General features: G+C 63.0%; 24 protein-coding genes and 1 tRNA gene. 19 read left to right on the top strand and 6 right to left on the bottom strand.

Annotation, left to right across the window (positions count from 1 at the left end):
* The first annotated feature begins 124 nt into the window (after window positions 1-124).
* From sdhC to FJV83_RS22610, 5 genes are read left to right on the top strand one after another with little or no spacing between them, the layout of a single operon-like run.
* A complete protein-coding gene (gene sdhC / locus FJV83_RS22630) occupies window positions 125-544 on the top strand; it encodes a succinate dehydrogenase, cytochrome b556 subunit (protein WP_095774776.1) in 420 nt (139 codons plus the stop codon).
* Between the two features lie 2 nt (window positions 545-546).
* The gene (gene sdhD, locus FJV83_RS22625) at window positions 547-945 is read left to right on the top strand and encodes a succinate dehydrogenase, hydrophobic membrane anchor protein (RefSeq protein WP_095774775.1); all 399 of its coding nucleotides are present in this window, start codon (window positions 547-549) and stop codon (window positions 943-945) included.
* A gap of 1 nt (window position 946) precedes the next feature.
* A complete protein-coding gene (gene sdhA / locus FJV83_RS22620) occupies window positions 947-2,782 on the top strand; it encodes a succinate dehydrogenase flavoprotein subunit (RefSeq protein WP_095774774.1) in 1,836 nt (611 codons plus the stop codon).
* A gap of 2 nt (window positions 2,783-2,784) precedes the next feature.
* The gene (locus FJV83_RS22615) at window positions 2,785-3,222 is read left to right on the top strand and encodes a DUF3052 family protein (protein WP_142886485.1); all 438 of its coding nucleotides are present in this window, start codon (window positions 2,785-2,787) and stop codon (window positions 3,220-3,222) included.
* Window positions 3,222-4,001, top strand: a complete 780-nt coding sequence (locus FJV83_RS22610) for a succinate dehydrogenase iron-sulfur subunit (protein ID WP_010912301.1) — start codon at window positions 3,222-3,224, stop codon at window positions 3,999-4,001. The genes FJV83_RS22615 and FJV83_RS22610 overlap by 1 nt, the downstream gene beginning before the upstream one ends.
* Window positions 4,002-4,113: 112 nt before the next feature.
* On the opposite strand, the gene FJV83_RS22605 is transcribed toward FJV83_RS22610, so the two are convergent.
* Window positions 4,114-4,189: transfer RNA gene (locus tag FJV83_RS22605), tRNA-Ser, on the bottom strand.
* 219 nt (window positions 4,190-4,408) lie between these two features.
* On the opposite strand from FJV83_RS22605, the gene FJV83_RS22600 reads away from it, so the two are divergent.
* Window positions 4,409-4,882 (top strand): hypothetical protein, encoded by a 474-nt coding sequence (locus FJV83_RS22600; protein ID WP_095774772.1) that lies wholly within the window; start codon window positions 4,409-4,411, stop codon window positions 4,880-4,882.
* A 216-nt stretch (window positions 4,883-5,098) separates the two neighbouring features.
* Window positions 5,099-5,728: a YceH family protein gene (locus tag FJV83_RS22595; RefSeq protein WP_095774771.1), complete on the top strand. Its 630-nt coding sequence runs from the start codon at window positions 5,099-5,101 to the stop codon at window positions 5,726-5,728.
* 113 nt (window positions 5,729-5,841) lie between these two features.
* On the opposite strand, the gene FJV83_RS22590 is transcribed toward FJV83_RS22595, so the two are convergent.
* Window positions 5,842-6,267, bottom strand: coding sequence for an OsmC family protein (locus FJV83_RS22590; protein ID WP_010912297.1), 426 nt, complete (start codon window positions 6,265-6,267; stop codon window positions 5,842-5,844).
* Between the two features lie 254 nt (window positions 6,268-6,521).
* Here FJV83_RS22590 and FJV83_RS22585 point away from each other — a divergent pair, with 254 nt between their 5' ends.
* From FJV83_RS22585 to FJV83_RS22570, 4 genes are all read left to right on the top strand, one after another.
* Window positions 6,522-6,731 carry a hypothetical protein gene (locus FJV83_RS22585; protein ID WP_142886486.1) on the top strand — a complete coding sequence of 70 codons (210 nt, stop codon included), beginning with the start codon at window positions 6,522-6,524 and terminating at the stop codon, window positions 6,729-6,731.
* Between the two features lie 11 nt (window positions 6,732-6,742).
* Window positions 6,743-7,099 (top strand): YciI family protein, encoded by a 357-nt coding sequence (locus FJV83_RS22580; RefSeq protein ID WP_095774876.1) that lies wholly within the window; start codon window positions 6,743-6,745, stop codon window positions 7,097-7,099.
* Window positions 7,100-7,259: 160 nt separating this feature from the next.
* Window positions 7,260-7,787: a hypothetical protein gene (locus tag FJV83_RS22575; protein ID WP_095774769.1), complete on the top strand. Its 528-nt coding sequence runs from the start codon at window positions 7,260-7,262 to the stop codon at window positions 7,785-7,787.
* Between the two features lie 174 nt (window positions 7,788-7,961).
* Window positions 7,962-8,360 (top strand): GFA family protein, encoded by a 399-nt coding sequence (locus FJV83_RS22570; RefSeq protein WP_095774768.1) that lies wholly within the window; start codon window positions 7,962-7,964, stop codon window positions 8,358-8,360.
* Here the strand turns inward: FJV83_RS22570 and FJV83_RS22565 are convergent.
* On the bottom strand, window positions 8,357-9,616 hold the full coding sequence (locus FJV83_RS22565) for a ubiquinone biosynthesis hydroxylase (RefSeq protein ID WP_142886487.1): 1,260 nt from the start codon (window positions 9,614-9,616) through the stop codon (window positions 8,357-8,359). The two genes, FJV83_RS22570 and FJV83_RS22565, sit on opposite strands and share 4 nt — an antisense overlap.
* Window positions 9,617-9,715: 99 nt before the next feature.
* On the opposite strand from FJV83_RS22565, the gene tesB reads away from it, so the two are divergent.
* The 4 genes from tesB to FJV83_RS22545 all read left to right on the top strand — a co-directional run bounded on the left by tesB (window position 9,716) and on the right by FJV83_RS22545 (window position 13,228).
* The gene (tesB, locus tag FJV83_RS22560) at window positions 9,716-10,576 is read left to right on the top strand and encodes an acyl-CoA thioesterase II (protein WP_095774767.1); all 861 of its coding nucleotides are present in this window, start codon (window positions 9,716-9,718) and stop codon (window positions 10,574-10,576) included.
* Window positions 10,577-10,898: 322 nt separating this feature from the next.
* Window positions 10,899-11,237 (top strand): P-II family nitrogen regulator, encoded by a 339-nt coding sequence (locus tag FJV83_RS22555; RefSeq protein ID WP_013528889.1) that lies wholly within the window; start codon window positions 10,899-10,901, stop codon window positions 11,235-11,237.
* A 31-nt stretch (window positions 11,238-11,268) separates the two neighbouring features.
* Window positions 11,269-12,630 (top strand): ammonium transporter, encoded by a 1,362-nt coding sequence (locus FJV83_RS22550; RefSeq protein WP_095774766.1) that lies wholly within the window; start codon window positions 11,269-11,271, stop codon window positions 12,628-12,630.
* Between the two features lie 322 nt (window positions 12,631-12,952).
* Complete coding sequence (locus tag FJV83_RS22545; RefSeq protein WP_142886529.1) at window positions 12,953-13,228, top strand: hypothetical protein; 276 nt, start codon at window positions 12,953-12,955, stop codon at window positions 13,226-13,228.
* A 138-nt stretch (window positions 13,229-13,366) separates the two neighbouring features.
* Here FJV83_RS22545 and FJV83_RS22540 read toward each other — a convergent pair whose 3' ends face one another.
* Entirely contained in the window at window positions 13,367-13,738 is a 372-nt protein-coding gene (locus FJV83_RS22540) for a hypothetical protein (protein ID WP_095774764.1), read from the bottom strand.
* A gap of 196 nt (window positions 13,739-13,934) precedes the next feature.
* Here FJV83_RS22540 and FJV83_RS22535 point away from each other — a divergent pair, with 196 nt between their 5' ends.
* From FJV83_RS22535 to FJV83_RS22525, 3 genes are all read left to right on the top strand, one after another.
* The gene (locus tag FJV83_RS22535; protein WP_142886488.1) at window positions 13,935-16,592 is read left to right on the top strand and encodes a DNA translocase FtsK; all 2,658 of its coding nucleotides are present in this window, start codon (window positions 13,935-13,937) and stop codon (window positions 16,590-16,592) included.
* 134 nt (window positions 16,593-16,726) lie between these two features.
* Window positions 16,727-17,407, top strand: a complete 681-nt coding sequence (locus tag FJV83_RS22530) for an outer membrane lipoprotein carrier protein LolA (RefSeq protein WP_095774762.1) — start codon at window positions 16,727-16,729, stop codon at window positions 17,405-17,407.
* Between the two features lie 417 nt (window positions 17,408-17,824).
* Complete coding sequence (locus FJV83_RS22525) at window positions 17,825-18,631, top strand: exodeoxyribonuclease III (RefSeq protein ID WP_095774761.1); 807 nt, start codon at window positions 17,825-17,827, stop codon at window positions 18,629-18,631.
* Between the two features lie 53 nt (window positions 18,632-18,684).
* Here FJV83_RS22525 and FJV83_RS22520 read toward each other — a convergent pair whose 3' ends face one another.
* Together FJV83_RS22520 and FJV83_RS22515 are read right to left on the bottom strand one after the other, a co-directional pair.
* On the bottom strand, window positions 18,685-19,143 hold the full coding sequence (locus FJV83_RS22520) for a cyclic nucleotide-binding domain-containing protein (protein ID WP_095774760.1): 459 nt from the start codon (window positions 19,141-19,143) through the stop codon (window positions 18,685-18,687).
* A 122-nt stretch (window positions 19,144-19,265) separates the two neighbouring features.
* Entirely contained in the window at window positions 19,266-19,949 is a 684-nt protein-coding gene (locus FJV83_RS22515) for a response regulator transcription factor (protein WP_010912284.1), read from the bottom strand.
* Between the two features lie 144 nt (window positions 19,950-20,093).
* Here FJV83_RS22515 and FJV83_RS22510 point away from each other — a divergent pair, with 144 nt between their 5' ends.
* Window positions 20,094-20,630, top strand: coding sequence for a L,D-transpeptidase (locus FJV83_RS22510; protein WP_185973428.1), 537 nt, complete (start codon window positions 20,094-20,096; stop codon window positions 20,628-20,630).
* Window positions 20,631-20,695 lie beyond the last annotated feature (65 nt).

The following is a 20,695-nucleotide window of genomic DNA, read 5'->3' as shown; positions in this document are numbered from 1 at the left end:
AAGCGCGTCGCGCCGAAACGGATTCATGCGACGCGCTTTGGATTGTTGTTCTGTGCATGCCGTCCTCGCAAAACCGAGGTCACTTTTGGGCGACATGCACGAAGACGCCAAACCTGGGGGAGCCATGAGCAAATCACCAGCCACCCGCGAATTCGCCAGACGTGAACGGCCGCTTTCGCCGCACCTGACGATCTACCGGCCGCCGGTCACCATGACGATGTCGATCATCCATCGCATCACCGGCGGGGCGCTTTATTTCGGAACGCTGCTGGTCTCGGTCTGGCTGATGGCGGCGGCGAGTTCTCAAGGCGTCTTCGACTGGGTCAACTGGGCCTTCGGCACCTGGCTCGGCCGGCTCATCCTGTTCGGCTACACCTGGGCGCTGATGCATCACATGCTGGGCGGCGTGCGCCACCTGGTCTGGGATACGGGCGCCGGGCTGGAAAAGCATACGGCCTCGAAGATCGCCTGGGCGACGCTTGTCGGCTCGGTCCTGCTCACCCTGCTGATCTGGATCGCCGGCTACATGGCGCGAGGAGCCTGATCATGAGCGGCAAGAGCAATACCGACATGCGCACGCCGCTGGCGAAAGTCCGCGGCCTCGGCTCCGCCCGCGAAGGCACCGGCCATTTCTGGCGCCAGCGGCTGACGGCCATCGCCAACATCCCGCTGATGCTGTTCTTCGTCGGGTTCCTGATCGCGCTCAACGGCGCCGGCTATGCGGAAGTGCGCGCGGCGCTCGCCAATCCGTTCGTGGCGCTGGTGCTGGCCCTGGTGCTCATCTCCGGGCTCATCCATATGCGCCTCGGCATGCAGGTGATCATCGAGGATTACATCACCAGCGAAGGCTTGAAGCTGGCGACGATCGCGCTCAATACATTTTTCACCGTAGCGGTCGGCGTCGCCTCGATCTTCGCCCTGCTCAAGCTGGCATTCGGAGGCTGAGTTGGCCAAGGACGCGAAATCAGCCAAAATGGCAGGCTATAATTTTGTCGACCACAAATTCGACGTGGTGGTGGTCGGCGCCGGGGGGGCGGGCCTGCGCGCCACGCTCGGCATGGCCGAACAGGGCCTGCGCACCGCCTGCATCACCAAGGTGTTCCCGACGCGCTCGCACACGGTGGCCGCGCAAGGCGGCATTGCCGCTTCGCTGTCCAATATGGGCCCCGACAATTGGCAATGGCATCTCTTCGACACCGTCAAGGGTTCGGATTGGCTGGGCGACATCGACGCGCAGGAGTACATGGTCCAGCAGGCGCCTGCCGCCGTCTACGAACTCGAACATTACGGCGTGCCGTTCTCGCGCACCGAAGAAGGCAAGATCTATCAGCGGCCGTTCGGTGGCATGATGATGAATTTCGGTGAAGGCCCGCCGGTGCAGCGCACCTGCGCCGCCGCCGACCGCACCGGCCACGCCATGCTGCACACGCTCTACGGCCAGTCGCTGAAGAACAACGCGCAGTTCTTCATCGAGTATTTCGCGCTCGACCTGATCATGGAGCCGGATGGCACCTGCACCGGTGTCGTCGCCTGGAACCTCGACGACGGCACCATCCACCGCTTCTCGGCCAAGATGGTGGTGCTGGCCACCGGCGGTTACGGCCGGGCCTATTTCTCCGCCACCTCGGCGCACACCTGCACCGGTGACGGCGGCGGCATGGCGGCTCGCGCCGGCTTTCCGCTGCAGGACATGGAGTTCGTGCAGTTCCACCCAACCGGCATCTATGGCGCCGGCTGCCTGATCACCGAAGGCGCGCGCGGCGAGGGCGGCTATCTCGTCAATTCCGAAGGCGAGCGCTTCATGGAGCGCTACGCGCCGTCGGCAAAGGACCTTGCCTCGCGCGACGTCGTCTCGCGCTGCATGACGCTGGAGATCCGCGAAGGCCGCGGCGTCGGCCCGAAGAAGGACCACATCTTCCTGCATCTCGACCATCTCGACCCAGCCGTGCTGCATGAGCGGCTGCCCGGCATTTCGGAATCGGCAAAAATCTTTGCCGGCGTCGACCTGACCAAGGAGCCGATCCCGGTGCTGCCGACGGTGCACTACAATATGGGCGGCGTGCCGACCAATTACTGGGGCGAGGTGCTCAACCCGACGGCGAGGAGCCCGGACAAGGTGTCGCCGGGCCTGATGGCGGTCGGCGAGGCCGGCTGTGCCTCTGTCCACGGCGCCAACCGGCTGGGCTCGAACTCGCTGATCGACCTGGTTGTGTTCGGCCGCGCGGCGGCGATCCGGGCCGGCCAGGTCATCGACCGCAAGTCGGCGATCCCCGCCCCCAACGAGGCCTCGGTCGAAAAGATCATGGATCGCTTCGACCGGCTGCGCCACGCCAATGGCTCGACGCCGACGGCAAGCTTGCGTGAAAAGATGCAGAAGGCGATGCAGGAAGACGCCGCCGTGTTCCGCACGCAGGAATCGCTCGAAAACGGCTGCAAGCGCATTTCGCAAATCTGGGGCGAGCTCAAGGACATCAAAGTGTTCGACCGCTCGATGATCTGGAATTCGGATCTGGTCGAGACGCTGGAACTGGAAAACCTGATGGCCAACGCCATCACCACCGTCTACGGCGCCGAGGCGCGCAAGGAGAGCCGCGGCGCGCATGCGCGTGAGGACTTTTCCGCGCGCGACGATGCCGCCTGGCGCAAGCACACGCTGGCCAGGGTGAGCGAAGACGGCAAGGTGACGCTCAGCTACCGGCCGGTGCACACCGAGCCGCTGCTGGCCGAAAAGGACGGCGGCATCAGCCTCGCCAAGATCGCGCCCAAGGCCAGGGTGTACTGACAATGGCGCTGGCGGCCACGGGATATTCCGGCAAGCCCCTTCCGGCCAAGCTCGGCCTGAAGGACGGTATGACTGCCGCCTTCATCGCGCTGCCGCCGGAGCTCGACGAACTGGCCGGCGCCGTCGATTTCGCAGAGGTCGATCGGCTGGCCGAATGGTCCGACATTTCGGGTAGCCATCAAAGATACGATGCCGTCCACGCCTTCACCAAACAACGCGCCGAGATCGAGGATCGCCTTGGCGACGTCGAGGCGGCGATCAAGCGTGACGGCATGGTCTGGGTGTCGTGGCCGAAGAAGGCATCGAAAGTGCCGACCGACGTCACCGAGGGTATCGTGCGCATTGAAGCGCTGAAGCGCGACCTTGTCGACGTCAAGGTCGCTGCCGTGAATGAAATCTGGTCCGGGCTGAAGCTCGTCATCCGAAAGGACCTGAGGTAATGGTCGAACTGACGCTCCCCAAGAATTCGAAGATCCAGCAGGGCAAGACCTGGCCGAAGCCGGAAGGCGCCACCAATCTGCGGGAATACCGCATCTACCGCTGGTCGCCGGACGATGACGAGAACCCGCGCATCGACACCTATTTTGTCGACATGGACGATTGCGGACCGATGGTGCTCGACGCGCTGCTGTGGATCAAGAACAAGATCGACCCGACGCTGACCTTGCGCCGCTCCTGCCGCGAAGGCATTTGCGGCTCCTGCGCCATGAACATCGACGGCTCCAACACACTGGCCTGCACCAAGGGCTGCGACGACATTTCCGGTGCGGTAAAGGTCTATCCGCTGCCACACATGCAGGTGGTGAAGGACCTGGTGCCCGACCTCACCAATTTCTACGCCCAGCACGCCTCGATCGAGCCGTGGCTGAAGACGGTGTCGCCGCAGCCGGCCAAGGAATGGCTGCAGAGCCATGAGGACCGCGAGAAGCTCGACGGGCTCTACGAGTGCATATTGTGCGCCTGCTGCTCGACCTCGTGCCCGAGCTACTGGTGGAACGGCGACCGCTATCTCGGCCCGGCAACCCTCTTGCAGGCCTATCGCTGGCTGATCGACAGCCGCGACGAAGCCAAGGGCGAGCGGCTCGACAATCTCGAAGACCCGTTCCGGCTCTATCGCTGCCACACCATCATGAACTGCGCGCAGACCTGCCCCAAGGGTCTCAACCCGGCCAAGGCGATCGCGGAGATCAAGAAGATGATGGTGGAGCGGCGGGTTTAGCTGCCGGATGCGGTCGATGGCTATCGCACCGGAAGCCGTCGAGGCGGCCGGGAACCGCACCCTCTATTTTTGGGAGTCACCTATTTACTGGAATGCGACTGTTAGACACGCAGAGAGTGGGCGGGGCTCGAACCCGCGTCCTCTCGCTTAGCAGGCGAGCGCTCTATCCAACTGAGGCTACCACTGCGTAACCCTTGCGGGTTGATCGTGTTCGCACGACCGGCGGGAATATGGGATAGCCGCCGTGCGGTTTCAAGTCACTTGCTCCGAAGCAATGAATACCTTTGGATACAGGTAACGAAATCTGCGGTCACGCATCAATCGACTCGCCTTCCCCCAAGAATCAGGCAAGCTACATCCTAGTTCAGCCAATTGAGTCGATGAAACTCTGACAATTGGAGAGATCAATGGTGCGCAGGGTTCGAGCAGGCAACGTAAAAACCGCTTTGTATAAAATTACGAAGGAACTAGTGGCAAAAGGCACATACTCTACTCCAAATGCTGTCAGGGAATTGAGGTCTAAACACGGAAAGGCAGTCGACGCCGATCTCCAAGACGTCTTGGATATGGGCCTAAAAGTTATTGCTGGCATTGTTCGTTCCAGGCCCAATGGGAGTGCCGACCAAGGTGATCTCACGCGGGAACTGGGTATCCGAGAATTTGAGACGTTCTTCTTTAACGGCCCAGACGGAAAATCCGAGAGTAAGGTCGTGAATGTTTTGGATTCGACCCTTGAGGTCTATGACTCTCGCGTGGTTCCAGTGAAAAAATCGCGCGCTGCGCTGAATGTAAAAGAGGGTTCAGCCAAATATTTCGAAGAGATGCGAGAGCAGGGACTGGTGGGTGTGACGCTTCGTAGATACCTCGCTGATCGGAGGTAGAACCTGCGGTGCGGCAGATGTTTGGCTCGCGCGTCGAGCGCAATGAGCTTCAGCTCGCAGTTCTCGCTCACTGCGCCGCTACCATGTGTCCGACGCCAGCGCCTTGATGCGGGAAAAGGACTGAAAAGTGTGACGCTTCGTAGCGCATCTGTCGGTCGAAAATGGACGACGTTTCGCGAACGGTCGTGGTATCGGAAGCTTTGGGTATAGAAATCCATGAGCGAAGACCTTCCCATCCTCTCCCCCATCGAAGCGCGCGTGCTCGGCTGCCTGATCGAGAAGAAGGAGCTGACGCCTGATGTCTATCCGCTGACGCTCAACGCGGCCCTTGCCGCCGCCAACCAGAAGACGGCGCGCGACCCGGTCATGGCGCTGGAACAGACGGAGGTGCACCGGGCGCTGAAGCTGCTCGAGCAGAAGGGGCTGGTGCGACAGATGTTCGGCTCGCGCGTCGAGCGCTACGAGCATCAGATGGCGCAACGCTTCTCGCTGACCACGCCGCAGACCGCCTTGATCGGCCTGCTCCTGCTGCGCGGGGCGCAGACGGCGCATGAACTGTTGGCTCGAGCCGAGCGCATGGCGCGGTTTTCATCCATCGAAGATCTGCGCGGTGAACTCGACATGCTGATCGGCCGCCGGCCGCCGCTGGTGCAGGAAATCCCGCGCGGGCCAGGCCAGCGCGAGGACCGCTACGTGCATCTTCTCGCCGGCCCGGTGGACGTTGCGGCTTTATCGGCGCAACGCAGTGCGCCGGCCATGCCTCACTCCGACCTGGAAGCGAGGCTGGAAGCACTGGAACAGGAAGTCGCCGCATTGCGCGCCCGGCTTGACGCGCTGGGCGCTTAGGCAACTGGCAATCATTATGGATGTTGGCGGAACAGCGCCCCCCTCTGTCCTGCCGCACATCTCCCCTCAAGGGGGGAGATTGGCAGCTCCGACCTCGGCGCTTGTCCGTTTTCTCAGCCAAGCCTGGCGTCGAGCGAGACCTTGATCGCGCCAAGCGCCTTGGAGACCGGGCATTCGGCCTTGGCCTTCTCGGCCAATTCCTTGAATTTCGCCGCATCGATGCCGGGCACCTTGCCGACCAGCGTGATCGCGCTGCCGGTGATGCCGGTGCCTGGAACCAGCGTCACCACCGCCTTGGCGTCGAGTTCGGCGGCGGGCGTGCCGTTCTCGGCCAGGAAGTGCGAAAGCTGCATGGCGTAGCAGCCAGCATGCGCGGCCGCGATCAGCTCTTCCGGGTTGGTGCCGGATTTGCCGCTTTCATCCTCGAAGCGCGCCTTGAACGAATAGGGTGTGCCCTTGAGCGTCCCGCTCTGGCTGTCGAGCGTGCCCTTGCCTTCTTTCAGATTGCCTTTCCAGACGGCGGTTGCGGTGCGGTCCATGAAGTCCTCCTTGGTTGTCGTGAACTCGGGGGTTGTCGTGAACTTGGCCCGGGTGAGCCCCCGCGTCCGCTCAACTATAGCGCGGGTGGGCGCGAACACCACCGCGCTGTTTGGACCACGCACGATGACGGCGCATTTGCATTCGGAAAATATTGGGGCAGCCTGGAAAAAATATCCGCGCAAAAATGTCGACTTCCATGCGACCCGGCCGTCCTGTGGGCGGCCATGGGATTTGTGGCCTGATGGAGGTTCACATGGACAATCTGTTCTTCACACTGTGGAAGAGCCCGGGCCACGCGCCTGAGCGACAGGAAGACTTCTGGCTCGATCTGCCGGCGCCCGGCTTCGGCCGGCTGCTGGCGGCGGTCGCCATCATCGGAGTCGGGGTGTGCCTGCTCGATCATGCGGCGGCCAAAGGCCCGGCTGACAGCCTGATCGCCTCATCCTATGATTCGTCGCGATAAGGGAGATGGACATGCAATATGTTTGCCTGGTTTACGGTGAGGAGAAAGATCTCCACGCCATGACGACAGAGCGGTTGGCCAAGCTCGACGCCGATTCGCTGGCCCATGACCGGTCATTGGACCAACGCGGGATGCTGATCATCGCGCAAGCGCTGCAACCGGTGAAAACCTCGAAAACCGTTCGCAGGCGCCAGGGCAAGCGGCTGGTCACCGACGGCCCGTTCGCCGAAACCAAGGAGCAGTTGCTCGGTTTCGTCATGATCGAGGCGAAGGATCTCGACGAGGCGCTGGAAATCGCCGGCGAGATCCCGCTGGCCGAGATCGGCACCATCGAGGTGCGCGCGATCTACAACGTGCCGGGGTCATAGATGGCGTCCGGCCTCGACGGCAAGGCCCGTGGGCCACGCTTGTTATTCGCCTAAGCTTCACCAGCCGCAAATTGAATTTTCTTCGCCGCAAGCAACCCGCGCGTGTTGAAGCAGCGCGTCAGTTCTCTTATCGTCCCTCGGATTTCCGGGGGATTTCGACATGCCTTTCCTGATTGCTGTCCTTGGCGTGCTGGGTGCGGCTGCGTTCTGGTGGTACCGGATGAAGGCCATGAACGATGCCGCGCGCGAGGTCGCCGATGTCGTCGGGCGCGTGCAAGGCAATATCAGGCGCAAGAAGCTGCGCAAGCAGGCGGCCCTGTCGCCGCTGACGGCGATCGACGATCCGGTGGTGGCCGCAGCGACGCTGATTGCATCGATCGTCTCCGAGAATGGGCCCATCCTGCCGCAGCGCGAGGCCGTCATCCGGGCGGTGATCTCCGAGATCGCCGACAAGAAGAAGACCGACGAGGCGGTGATCTACGCCAAATGGGCGGCCTCACAGATCGACGACACCACCGTCGTCATCGACAAGCTGGCGCCGTTCCTGCGCGAGCGTCTCGACGTCGCCGAACGCAACGATCTGCTGCAGATGGTCAACCGCGCCGCCCAGGGTGGCGAGAAGCGCCTCGAGATCGCCGACCAACGCATGCTGCGGCTGCGGCAGAAGCTGGGTTTTGAAGTGAACTAGGCTGTGCAGCCAGGGCGTAGTGAATGCAGCCTGGGGGCAACGCCTCGCGCACGCGAACACAATCGCTTGCTTCGAATGTCGGAATTGGGTTCCCGCTCTGCGCATTTCATGGCGGCCCCCTCGCTACGACCGGCATAATTTATCGGTCCGTCGATTGGCTCAAGGAGAATTCGCATGCGTGGTCATTGTTTATGTGGCGCCATTGCTTTCGAGGTCGATGGTCCGGCACAAGCATGCGTGAGCTGTCATTGTGAAAGTTGTCGGCGGCAATGTTCTGCGCCGATGACCACCTATATTGGCGTCTTGGACGACCAATGGCGATGGCTGGGCAAGCCACCGAAGGTATTCAATTCTTCTCCCGGTGTGGAAAGAACATTTTGCGATCACTGTGGCTCGCCACTGTCTTTCCGCTCAAAGAACATGTCCGGCGTCATGCATTTCTTTGCCGCGGCGATGGAGGAGCCGGAAAAATTTGCACCAACGCTGCATGTCGCTTTTGAGGAGAAGCTCCCCTGGTTGAAACTCGCCGACGGCCTGCCCACGCGTTTTGGGCCTGACTATAGGAAAGGCTAGATCGCCTCGCCTTTCAGCAGCCGCGGCGTGTCCGCGGACAATCCCGACGCCTGCCGGATGAAAAACTCCTTCAGGCGCGGCATGCGCTCGACGAGGCCGAGGCCGATGTCGCGGACGGTGCGCAGCGGGGTGATGTCGTTGGAAAACAGCCGGTTCAGCACATCCGTCGTGACGCCCATCTGCACCGTGTCGAAACGGCGCCATTGCTGGTAGCGTTCGAGCACGTCGAGTGCGCCGATGTCCTGGCCGAGCCGGTCGGCCTCGACGATTACCTCGGCAAGCGCTGCCACATCCTTGAAGCCGAGATTGAGGCCCTGGCCGGCGATCGGATGGATACCGTGGGCGGCGTCGCCGGCAAGGGCCACGCGCGGAGCGACGAAGGCGCGCGCGATGGTGAGACCGAGCGGCCAGGCGCGCGGCTTGTCGGCGACGCGGATCTCGCCGAGCTTCAGGCCGAAACGCTGTTCGAGCTCATGCTCGAAGACGAGATCGTCGCCTTCCACCAGCGCTTTGGCATCTTGCGCGCGTTCGACCCAGACGATCGACGAGCGGTTGGTGCCGTCCTCATCGGGTTTCAGCGGCAGCGTGGCGAAGGGGCCGGCCGGCAAGAAGTGCTCTTCGGCACGGCCATTGTGCGGTCGTTCATGCGCCACGGTGCAGACGATGCCGGACTGGCCATAGTCCCACTTCACCGTCTTGATGCCGGCCATGTCGCGCAGCTTCGAATTGACGCCGTCGGCGGCAACCAGCAGCCGCGCGGTCAGCGCGGCGCCGTCGGCCAGATGCACGGTGATGCCGGCGCCATTGGTCTCGAAACCCTGCACGGCGACACCTTCGATGATGTCGATGCCGAGCGTTTCGGCCCTGGCGCGCAAGGCGCCGTTCAGCGACTTGTTGGCGACCATATGCGCGAAGGGCTCGCCCGGCGCCACTTCGCCGCCAAAGGTCAGGAACACCGGGCGCACCGGATCGGCATTGCGCGAATCGGTGATGATCATCTCGGTGATCGCCTGCGCCTGCGGCGCGATCTCGGCCCAGACGCCGAGCTGGTCGAGCATGCGGCAGGCGGCAGCGGCAATGGCCGAGGCGCGGCCGTCGCGCTGCCAGGCACCGGCGGGCGCGGCATCGACCAGCGCCACGGCCAGATGCGGTCGAGCCTGCTTCAGCGAGACGGCGGTGGCCAGGCCGACATAGCCGGCGCCGGCGACGAGAACATCGAGCCCGGATCTGGTCTTGGCGTCCGCCTTGCGTTCCATTGCCTTGGCTCCTTGCGCGCCGGCCCTGGCCCGCGCCCTTGACGGCTCGTTCTTCCTGTCGGAAACCGCCATAGCAATTTTGCGGCGAGGTCACAAAACATGACGGCGGCGATCGACGAGCTTCTGAGCATTCTCGACCTCGAGAGGCTGGAACACAATCTGTATCGTGGTCGCAGCCCCCAGGTGGAGTGGCAGCGCGTGTTCGGCGGCCAGACCATCGCCCAGGCGCTGGTTGCGGCGCAGCGGACGGTGGAACCGGACCGCTTCGTGCATTCGCTGCACGGCTATTTCATGCGGCCGGGCGACATCAGGGTGCCGATCGTCTACGAGGTCGACCGCATCCGCGACGGCGGCTCCTTCACCACCCGACGCGTGCTGGCGATCCAGCACGGACAGGCGATCTTTTCGCTGGAAGCCTCGTTCCAGGTCGACGAGAAGGGGCTGGAGCACCAGTTCGCGCTGCCCGACGACGTGCCGCCGCCGGAAGGGCTGCTGACGCAGCGCCAGCTGCTCGAAAGAGCCGAACGCGTGCCGGAGGCGGTGCGCCGCTTCTGGGCGCGCGAGCGGCCGCTGGAGCTCAGGCCGGTCAATCTCCAGCACTATGAAAGCCGCGACAAGCTGCCGCCCCGGCAGAATGTCTGGATCCGCCTTGCCGGCCCGGTTCCCGACGACCGCGCGCTGCAATCGGTGCTGCTGGCCTATCTCTCCGACATGACGCTGCTGGACACCTCGACCTTCGCGCATGGGCGCGGCCTGTTCGATCCCGACATCCAGGCGGCGAGTCTCGACCATTCGATGTGGTTCCACCGGCCGCATCCGCTCGACGGCTGGCTGCTCTATGCCCAGGACAGCCCGTCGAGTTCGGGATCGCGCGGCTTCAGCCGCGGCACGCTCTATGCGCGCGACGGCACGCTGATCGCCTCGATGGCCCAGGAAGGGTTGATCCGGCTCAAGCGTTGAGCATTGCGAGTCTTGTTTGAGCAGGATCACCGGACAAACGAAAACCGTTTGTCCGAGAAAACCCGGCTCGGCTTTTCGGGATCATGCTCAAAGCCGGCAAATTAGGCAATTTCCAAAAATTGCATATTTTTTGAGCATGTGATGTGCCGCGCGCATTGGCACCTGCTGCCTCCAATCACCTCATTCCCTTTGTTTACAACGGGTTAACACCCTGCTTCGGCACTTGGCACGGAGCTTGAATCCTTGTGGGCACTCTCCGGCTCTTTGGGATCGGTGAAGTCGTGCAAACGCGGGGGACCGCAACAGCAAAGGGTGAAACCTTATGAAAATCGTGATGGCAATCATCAAGCCGTTCAAGCTGGACGAGGTACGCGAAGCGCTTACCGCCGTCGGCATCCAGGGCCTGACCGTCACCGAAGTCAAAGGCTACGGGCGTCAGAAGGGACATACGGAAATCTATCGCGGAGCGGAATACGCGGTCAGTTTCCTGCCGAAGATCAAGATCGAGGTCGCTGTCAGTGCCGACATGGTCGACAAGGCCGTCGAAGCCATCACTGCCGCGGCCAAGACCGGCCAGATCGGCGACGGCAAGATTTTCGTTTTCGGCATCGATCAGGCGGTGCGCATCCGCACCGGCGAAACAGACACCGACGCGCTCTGAGCGGCGAACACGTATTCCAATGGAGAGTTCAATGAATATTTCTTCCACCTTGAAGACGACGGGACGGGCGGCCCTTCTGGGCTCGCTTGCCCTGGCAGCATTGGGCAGCGTCGCCGCCTTTGCGCAGGAAGCCGCTCCGGCCGCTGCCGCCGCCGCGCCTGCTGCCGCGCCCACCCCGGTGCTCGACACCGGCAACACCGCCTGGATGCTGACCTCGACGGCCCTGGTGCTGATGATGACCATCCCGGGCCTGGCGCTGTTCTACGGCGGCATGGTGCGCAAGAAGAACGTGCTCGCCACCATCATGCAGAGCTTCGCCATCACCTGCCTGGTCACGGTGCTGTGGTTCATGTTCGGCTATTCGCTGGCCTTCACCACCAATGAATCCGCCAGCATGAACAGCTACATCGGCGGCTTCTCGAGATTCTTCCATCACGGCATCACCGTCTCGACGCTGTGGCTGCCGGGGGTCGCGAACATTCCTGAATTCGTCTTCTCGATGTTCCAGATGACCTTCGCCATCATCACGCCTGCCCTCATCGCCGGTGCCTTCGCCGAGCGCATGAAGTTCTCGGCGCTGCTGATCTTCATGGCGCTGTGGCTGCTGGTCGTCTATGCGCCGATCGCGCATTGGGTCTGGGGCGGCGGCTTCCTTGGCGCGGCCGGCGTGCTCGACTTCGCCGGCGGCACGGTCGTCCACATCAACGCCGGTGTCGCGGGCCTGGTCTGCGCGCTGGTCCTGGGTAAGCGCGAAGGCTACGGCACCACCAACATGGCGCCGCACAACCTGGTCTACTCGGTGATCGGCGCCTCGCTGCTGTGGGTCGGCTGGTTCGGCTTCAACGCCGGTTCGGAACTGGCGGCCGACGGCCTTGCCGGTGCCGCCATGCTCAACACCCAGGTCGCCACCGCCGCGGCGGCTCTCGCCTGGATGTTCGCCGAATGGATCGTCGCCAAGAAGCCCTCGGTGCTCGGCATCATCTCGGGTGCCGTCGCCGGTCTCGTCGCGGTGACGCCGGCTTCCGGCTTCGTCAACCCGACCGGCGCCTTCATCGTCGGCATCGTCGCCGGCGTGATCTGCTACATCTCGGCGGTCAAGGTGAAGCACATGTTCGGCTATGACGACTCGCTCGATGCCTTCGGCGTCCATGGCGTCGGCGGCGTGGTCGGTGCGTTGCTGACCGGCGTGCTCGCCGATCCGGCGATCAATGCGCTCGGCAAAGACGCTTCCATCGGCAAGCAGCTCTACGGCATCGTCTTCACCATCCTGTGGACGGCGATCGCCACCTTCGTGATCCTCTACATCGTCAAGGCGCTGGTCGGCCTGCGTCCGACGACCCAGGAAGAGGTCGAAGGCCTCGACATCTCCCAGCATGGCGAAGTGGTGCCGTAAGGCCAGCCTCGCCAATGGGGCCGGCGGATCCTCCTCCCGCCGGCCCCGTTGTCCCTCACGCAATTCCAGGGAAAACCGCAATCCGGCTTTCCCGGAGCTGCTCCAGAGATCCCGTCGTGACGCTCCCGCAAGGAGCTCACGCCTTGAGGCCCGGATTGTTTCCGGGCCTCTTTTTTTGGTAAAATGTTCTAGCTATACCCCGGTTCGCGCAATCACGTTCGCGTGATGGACCTTTGGGAAGAAACATCGACCGCATTGGTTCCGAACTGTGGGGGCGATCGTCGTTCTGACGCTCGTGCAAAAAACAGGGAGGAACTTTCTCATGAACCTCAAGAATATCTGCCTTGGAGCGCTCGCTCTTTCCATGGTCGGTGGCATGGCATTTGCCGGTGCTCTGGATGAACCGGACAACATGGCACCGTTCTTCACCGATTCCAGCATGAAGACCATGAAGCCCGAGGCGGATTTCAAAGCAGCCTGGGCCTCGACGGCCAAGGACAAGCAGGACCAGATGATGAAGGAGTGCCAGGACGCAGCGATGAGCAAGCCTCACGCCGAATTCTGTGCCAGCCTGATGATGTATGCCGGTCACAAGTGATCGCGCGGGATCGGGCAGAGGCCGATCTTTTTGTTGCCGAGCGAAACGATGGCGGGTCTACGTGCCCGCCATCGCTTCGTTTGCAAGTGCACTTTGGCGGAGACCGCAGGCGTTCCCGATGCCTTCCGGTGACGGCGTCTATCCGCCGATCCCATCGTCCATCATGGTGTTTGTCAGCGCCTCATAGGCGCTGCTGCAGGCCTGGGAATGGGGGCAATTGCGGACAATCAACGTCGGCGCCACCGTCAGCATGGCCGCCATCAGAATTTGCAGGCCGAGACCCAGCAGCCCAAATCCCTTGCCGAAGAGGCCCCTGCACAGAAAATACAGGCCCTGTATCAGGCAGGCGGAGGCGAGCACGTGCAGGAGTGGGCCCGTCGTTCTGGCAAAGGGCGTCACGTGACCATCCGGGAAGCCCACCATCCCGAGCTCGACAAACCAGAGCACAGCAAGCAGGAGACTAAGCCCTGCCCAGGCCAGAGCTGCCACGCGCAGGACGATGGATTGCATGCCTCTATCCATTTTGGTGGTCGCACGGCAACGTTGCACGCTCCGTCCGCTACCGCTTCAACCTGAAGTGACGGGGTTTGATGATCTCAACTTCTTATAGTTAATGCGCCCTTAACCTTCCCACCGATAGTCTGGCATCCGAATCTGCCGGAGTGCGTCATGCGCTCTGGCCAGGCAATCACTGACGGGGAAGAGCATGCGTTCAGGGGCTTCAGCACCGCTCGCGATGACCGATACGGGGCACGGCATCCAGGCTTTCGCACGGCGCCAGGTCGGCCGGCTGGTCGGCGCCGGCATGTTTGCGGCTGTAGCCTTCGGGGTTGCCAGCCTCGCCACCTGGAACGTTGCCGATCCAAGCTTCTCGCACGCCACCAACAACACCGTCACCAACGCCATGGGCTATGCCGGTGCGGTTTTCTCCGATCTCGCCATGCAGTTCTTCGGCCTTGCCGCGGTTGCCGCGCTGGTTCCCGCCGTCATCTGGGGGTATCTGCTGTTTTCGGCGCGCGGCGTCGACAGACTGCCCAAGCGCGGTTTGTTCTGGTTCGGCTTCGCGCTGCTTGCCGCCGCGATCGCCGGCTGCATCGTTCCGCCCAAGACCTGGCCGCTGCCCACCGGCCTCGGCGGCGTGTTCGGCGACATGGTGCTCAAGATTCCCGGCATGCTGATCGGCGGCTACCCGACCGGGCTGATCGCCAGCGTGCTCGCCGTGCTGCTGGCCGGGCCGGCGCTCTGGCTGTTCGCCTATGGCTCGGCGCTGATCGGGCGCAAGAACGGCTTCGCCGTGATGGAAGAGCCGGCGACCGCGGACCCGCGCGAGGACGATCTTCTGTTCGACAATGAAGAGGATGAGGGCGACGAGGGCATATTGGCGCTCGGCGCCATCACCCATTGGTGGCTGTCGCTGCGCGCGTGGATGCATCGCCGCGCGGTGCGCCGCAGGCAGGAACGCGACGAATACGAGCCGGATATGGAGCCGCGCCCCAGCGCCTGGCGGCGCGCCGCCGAGCGTGTCGAATCGGCCGAATTCGCCGAGCAACGGATGAGCCCGGACGGCCGCGCCCGCGTCGAGCCGGAATTCTTCGCCGCCATGGTCAATGACCGCAGCGTATCCGTCGATCCGGACGATGACGACATCTTCGACCGCGACGACATGGATTTCGACGAGGAGCCCGTCACCCAGCGCCGGGCGGCGCCAACGGCCAAGGTGCAGCAGTTCCGTTCGGATGCCGCCACCCGCGTCGAGGCGCCGGCGCCGCGCCCGGCGCCGGGCGCGCGCGTCCAGCGCGAGGCGCAGACCTCGCTGATCGGCTCGGACAAGTTCGAAATGCCGTCGCTGCATTTCCTGTCCGAACCGAAGAACGTCGCGCGCGACCCAAGCCTGTCGAAGGACGCGCTGGAACAGAATGCGCGGCTGCTTGAAGGCGTGCTGGAGGATTTCGGCGTCAAGGGCGAGATCATCGCCGTGCGCCCGGGTCCCGTCGTCACCCTCTATGAGCTGGAACCCGCGCCCGGCATCAAATCGTCGCGGGTCATCGGCCTTTCCGACGACATCGCCCGATCGATGAGCGCGATCGCCTGCCGCGTCGCCGTGGTGCCCGGCCGCAACGCCATCGGCATCGAACTGCCGAACGCCAAGCGCGAGACGGTGTATCTGCGCGAGATCATGGCCAGCCGCGATTTCGAGACGACCAAGGCAAAGCTCGCGCTGGCGCTGGGCAAGACCATCAACGGCGAGGCCGTCATCGTCGACATCGCCAAGATGCCGCACGTGCTGGTCGCCGGCACCACCGGCTCGGGCAAGTCGGTCGCCATCAACACCATGATCCTGTCGCTGCTCTACCGGCTGACGCCGCAGGAATGCCGGCTGATCATGATCGATCCGAAGATGCTGGAACTCTCCGTCTATGACGGCATCCCGCATCTGCTGACGCCGGTCGTCACCGATCCGAAGAAGGCGGTGGTGGCGCTGAAATGGACCGTGCGCGAGATGGAGGACCGCTACCGCAAGATGTCCAAGGTCGGCGTGCGCAACATCGACGGTTTCAACGCACGCGTCCAGCTGGCGGAGAAAAAGGGCGAAAAAATCTCGCGCACCGTGCAGACCGGCTTCGACCGCCAGACCGGCGAGGCGATCTACGAGACCGAGGACCTCGATCTCGAGCCGATGCCCTATATCGTCGTCATCATCGACGAAATGGCCGACCTGATGATGGTCGCCGGCAAGGACATCGAGGGCGCGGTGCAGCGCCTGGCGCAGATGGCGCGTGCCGCCGGCATCCATGTCATCATGGCGACGCAGCGTCCCTCGGTCGACGTCATCACCGGCACCATCAAGGCCAACTTCCCGACCCGCATCTCCTTCCAGGTGACGTCGAAGATCGACAGCCGCACCATTCTGGGCGAGCAGGGCGCCGAGCAGCTGCTCGGCATGGGCGACATGCTCTACATGGCCGGCGGCGGCCGCATCCAGCGCGTGCACGGTCCCTTCGTCTCCGACGATGAGGTCGAAAAGATCGTCGGACACCTGAAGCTGCAGGGTGTGCCCGAATATCTCGACGCCATCACCGAGGATGACGACGAGGATGACGACGAACCGTCCGGCAAAGGCGGCGGCTCCGGCGGCGGTGGCGGCGGCAATTTCGAGGATTCCGACGATCCCTACGACCAGGCGGTGGCCGTGGTGCTGCGCGACGGCAAGGCGTCGACCAGCTACATCCAGCGCCGGCTCGGCATCGGCTACAACCGCGCCGCCTCGATCATCGAGAAGATGGAGAAGGAAGGCATTGTCGGCCCGGCAAACCACGCGGGAAAACGCGAAATCCTGGTGCCGACCGAGGACGACAAGTTCTGATGGCGGGGAGGTCACGGCAACTTTGAACCCTCTGGCGCGTTCAGCAACTAAGCAGCGTTCGGCCCGCCAAACTTCAGCCCAACTGGGGGTTCAGAACAGCGACAGATAGAGGAATCACCACGAGAGTGACCGACATGAAAAACGATCTTTCCAAGCTCAGCGATTTTGCCCCGACCCGCCGCCAGCTCCTCGGCCTCGGCCTTGTCGCTGCCGGTGCGGCCGCCTTCAACGTGGTGCCCGGGTTCGAGCTTCTGGCCTCGGCGCAGGCGGCCGTGCCAGCCGCCGCGCAGAAGATCGCCGACCATTTCTCCTCGGTCAAATCGATGAGCGGCGAATTCGTGCAGTTCGGCCCCAAGGGCGAGCAGACCGGCGGCAAATTCTTCCTCGAGCGGCCGGGCAAAATCCGCTTCAACTATGACGGGGCGTCGAATTTCAAGGTGATTTCCGACGGCAAGTCGGTGGTCATCCTCAACAAGAAAATGAACACATCGGACCTTTATCCGTTGTCGAAGACGCCGCTGAAGCTGCTGCTCGATGACCGGATCGACCTCTCCGGCGACCGCGTCAAAAGCGTCAAGGAAGAAGACGACCTCACCACCATCCAGCTTTCCGACAAGTCGGTGTTCGGCAATGCGCGCATCACCATGATGTTCGATCCGAAAACCTATGATCTGCGCCAGTGGACGATCACCGACGCGCAAGGCAAGGACACGACGGTGATGATCTTCAACACCAAGGAAGGCGTCAGCTTCGCGCCCGACACCTTTGCCATCGACTATACGGCGAACCGCGAGCTGAATACGAAGACGCGCTGATCGCTGACTTGTTAGCCTCCTTGCTTCGCCATCCTAGGGCGGAGCAAGGAGCGAAGCGACGCGGCGCAGACCCCTGGAGCTGTGCTCCGCAGCCCAAGGGATACATGCCGTTACGCAAGAGCGTCGAGGCGGTGCCAGGCGGGGTGGGAACGGTCGCTACAGCGTTCATTCTGCCCCGTCGTCTTGTTCGACAGACCTCACGGAATGGATCCCAGGGTCTCCGCGACGGCGCTGCGCGCCTGCTTCGGCCAGGGATGACGAAGTTCGGGGGCTTTGACCGACCCCGAAGGGTTCGCAGCAAGCCCGGCTTGTGTTTGCGGCGCCCGGCTGGCAGTTTCCGGACCGACTCCCTCAAAAGGCGTCTTCCCTGTCAGGGCCGATCGATCCTGGCTGGCTGCACGCTGTCCGGATTGCCAAATGCCTTTTTCCATCGCCACCTGGAACATCAACTCCGTGCGCCTGCGCATGCCGATCGTCGAGCGCCTGCTCGATGAATACGCGCCCGATGTGCTGTGTCTGCAGGAGACCAAGGTTCCGGACGAGCTGTTCCCGGAAAAGGCATTCCGCAGGCTCGGCTACCAGCACATCGCCTTTCATGGCCAGAAGGGCTATCACGGCGTCGCCACGGTGGCGCGGCGGCCGATCGCGGTGGTCGAAAAGCGCCGCTTCTGCGAGATCGAGGACAGCCGGCATCTGTCGGTGTCGGTGCGCGCCGGCGGCAAGACGATCCTGCTGCACAATTTCTACGTTCCGGCGGGCGGCGACGAGCCCGATCCCGAAATCAACAGGAAATTCAAGCACAAGCTCGACTTTGTCGCCGAGATGAACGCCATTCGCGCCGAGCATACAGAGGTGTCCGCCTCGGTGCTGGTCGGCGACCTCAACATCGCGCCACTCGAGCACGACGTTTGGTCGCACAAGCAATTGCTCAATGTGGTCAGCCATACGCCGGTCGAGACCGAAAACTTCGAGGCGATGCGGCTCGCCGGCAATTGGGTCGACCTGATGCGGCACAACGTGCCATTCGACCAGAAGCTCTACACCTGGTGGAGCTATCGCGCGCAGGACTGGGAAGCATCGAACCGGGGCCGGCGGCTCGACCATGTCTGGTCGTCGCCCAATCTGGTGCCTGATTTCGCCGGCTACGAAATCCTGCGGGCGGCGCGCGGCTGGGAGCGGCCGTCGGACCATGTGCCGGTTATCGCGCGGTTCAACCTGGATTAGGTGTGCCGAAGCTCCCGCCTAATGTAGTTCCTGGCTGCAACCGACGATCGCTCTCACCTCCCCGAAAACCGTGGCGCCAGTTCCTCGATGCGGCGGATCATGTCCTGGAATTCCTCGGAGATGCGCTGGTGCAGCTTCACCGCCACTTCCGGATATTCCTCCAGGATGCGGCGGAACATCTTGCGGCTGAGCCGGATCACTTCCGAGTCGATTTCGGCCGACGCGCTGGTCAGCCGGTTGGTGTCGGCGATCAACGCCAGTTCGCTGAGCATGGTGCCGGGGCCGGCGGTGCCGATCGGGATGCGTTCGCCACTCTGCTCGCGATAGAGCACGATGCGTCCGCTGACCACGACATAGGCCGTATCCGCCTCGTCGTCCTCGCGGTAGAGCTTGTGGTTGGCCTGCAGCAGGGTGGTCTCGGCGCCGAAGGCGAGCAGGCGCAGCTGTTCCTGCGTGAAACCCTGGAAGAGCCTCACGGCGGACAGGATGCGGATGTCGTCATCCAACGCCATCTCTAGCTGCGTCCCCGAACGGTCAGTCCAATCCCTCCTTCACGAGTCGATCCTTAATCCCCTCCAACAGGATCGCACCCGAAAGCGGTCCCGCCCAGACCGCCTATTGGATAATGAAATGTTTAAGGAACCAGCTTGTAGCCACCGCTTTCTGTCACAAGAATTTCCGCATTGGAAGGATCGCGCTCGATCTTCTGGCGCAGCCGGTAGACATGGGTTTCCAGCGTGTGCGTGGTGACGCCGGAATTGTAGCCCCAGACTTCCTCCAGCAGCACGTCGCGCGTCACCACCTTTTGGTCGGCGCGGTAGAGATATTTGATGATCGAGGCTTCCTTCTCCGTCAGCCGCACCTTGCCGCCACGCGGGTCGATGAGCAGCTTCTGGCTGGGTTTGAAAGTGTAGGGGCCGACCGAGAAGGTCGCGTCCTCGCTCTGCTCGTGCTGGCGCAGCTGGGCACGGATGCGCGCCAGCAGCACCGCGAAGCGGAACGGCTTCGTCACATAGTCGTTGGCGCCGGCCTCGAGACCCAGAATCGTGTCCGAATCGGTGTCGTGGCCGGTCAGCATGATGATGGGCGCCTTGTAGCCGCCCTTGCGCAGGATTTTGACGGCCTCGCGGCCGTCCATGTCGGGCAGGCCGACATCCATGATGAGCAAGTCGATGAGGCCGCCGCGTGCCGCCGTGACGCCTTTTGCCGCAGTCGCTTCCTGCAACACGTCGAATTCCTCGTAGAGGGCGAGTTGCTCGACCAGTGTGCCGCGCAGGTCGTCGTCGTCGTCGACGATTAGGATGGTGCGTGAAGTCATGGATCAATCCGTTGTTTTGAAAATGAAATTCAGTTGACCGCTGCGTATTTATGCGGAAGCTGGCCGACACAATAGCCGATCACAGTGATTTGTTCCGTGGCACGATCATACAAGAAAAAACGCGATCGCAATGCAGCCGGCGCAATTTTGCCGAAACGGCTGCGTGTGCTGACCGTGCGGGCAAGGCCCGGCCACCCCAGCCAAGGCCTGCTGCAGGCCGGGAAAACAGTGTTTGCCTGCGCGCTGGGGCGTGGCGGCATCTCGGCCGACAAGCGCGAGGGCGATGGCGCCACGCCGCTCGGCTCGATGCGGATCCTGTCGGGTTATTTCCGGGGAGATGAGTTTGCCGGCGGCCGCCGGACGCGGCTGGCGATGACGCCGATCGGGCCCGATCTCGGCTGGTGCGAGGTATCAGACGACCGCAACTACAACAGGCCGGTCAAGATCCCCTATGGCGCCAGCCACGAGCGCATGCGGCGCGACGACCGGCTCTACGACGCCTGCCTGGTGCTCGACTGGAACATCGCGCCGCGCCGCCGCGGGCGCGGCAGCGCCATCTTCTTTCACCTGGCGCGGCCAGATTTCACGCCGACGCAAGGTTGCGTGGCGGTGACCGCGCGCACGATGGCCCGGCTGCTGCCGCTGCTGTCGGATAGGACGATGGTGAGGGTGGTGCGGTAGGGAATGGGCAGTAGGCAGTAGGCAGTAGGCATCTCTTTCTACGCCTATTCCCTACCGCCTACTGC

Source organism: Mesorhizobium sp. WSM4307 (assembly GCF_007003945.1).
In the GTDB taxonomy this organism is placed as follows: domain Bacteria; phylum Pseudomonadota; class Alphaproteobacteria; order Rhizobiales; family Rhizobiaceae; genus Mesorhizobium.
Note: the sequence above shows the minus strand (reverse complement) of the source record. Positions and strands in the feature narration are given on the sequence as shown.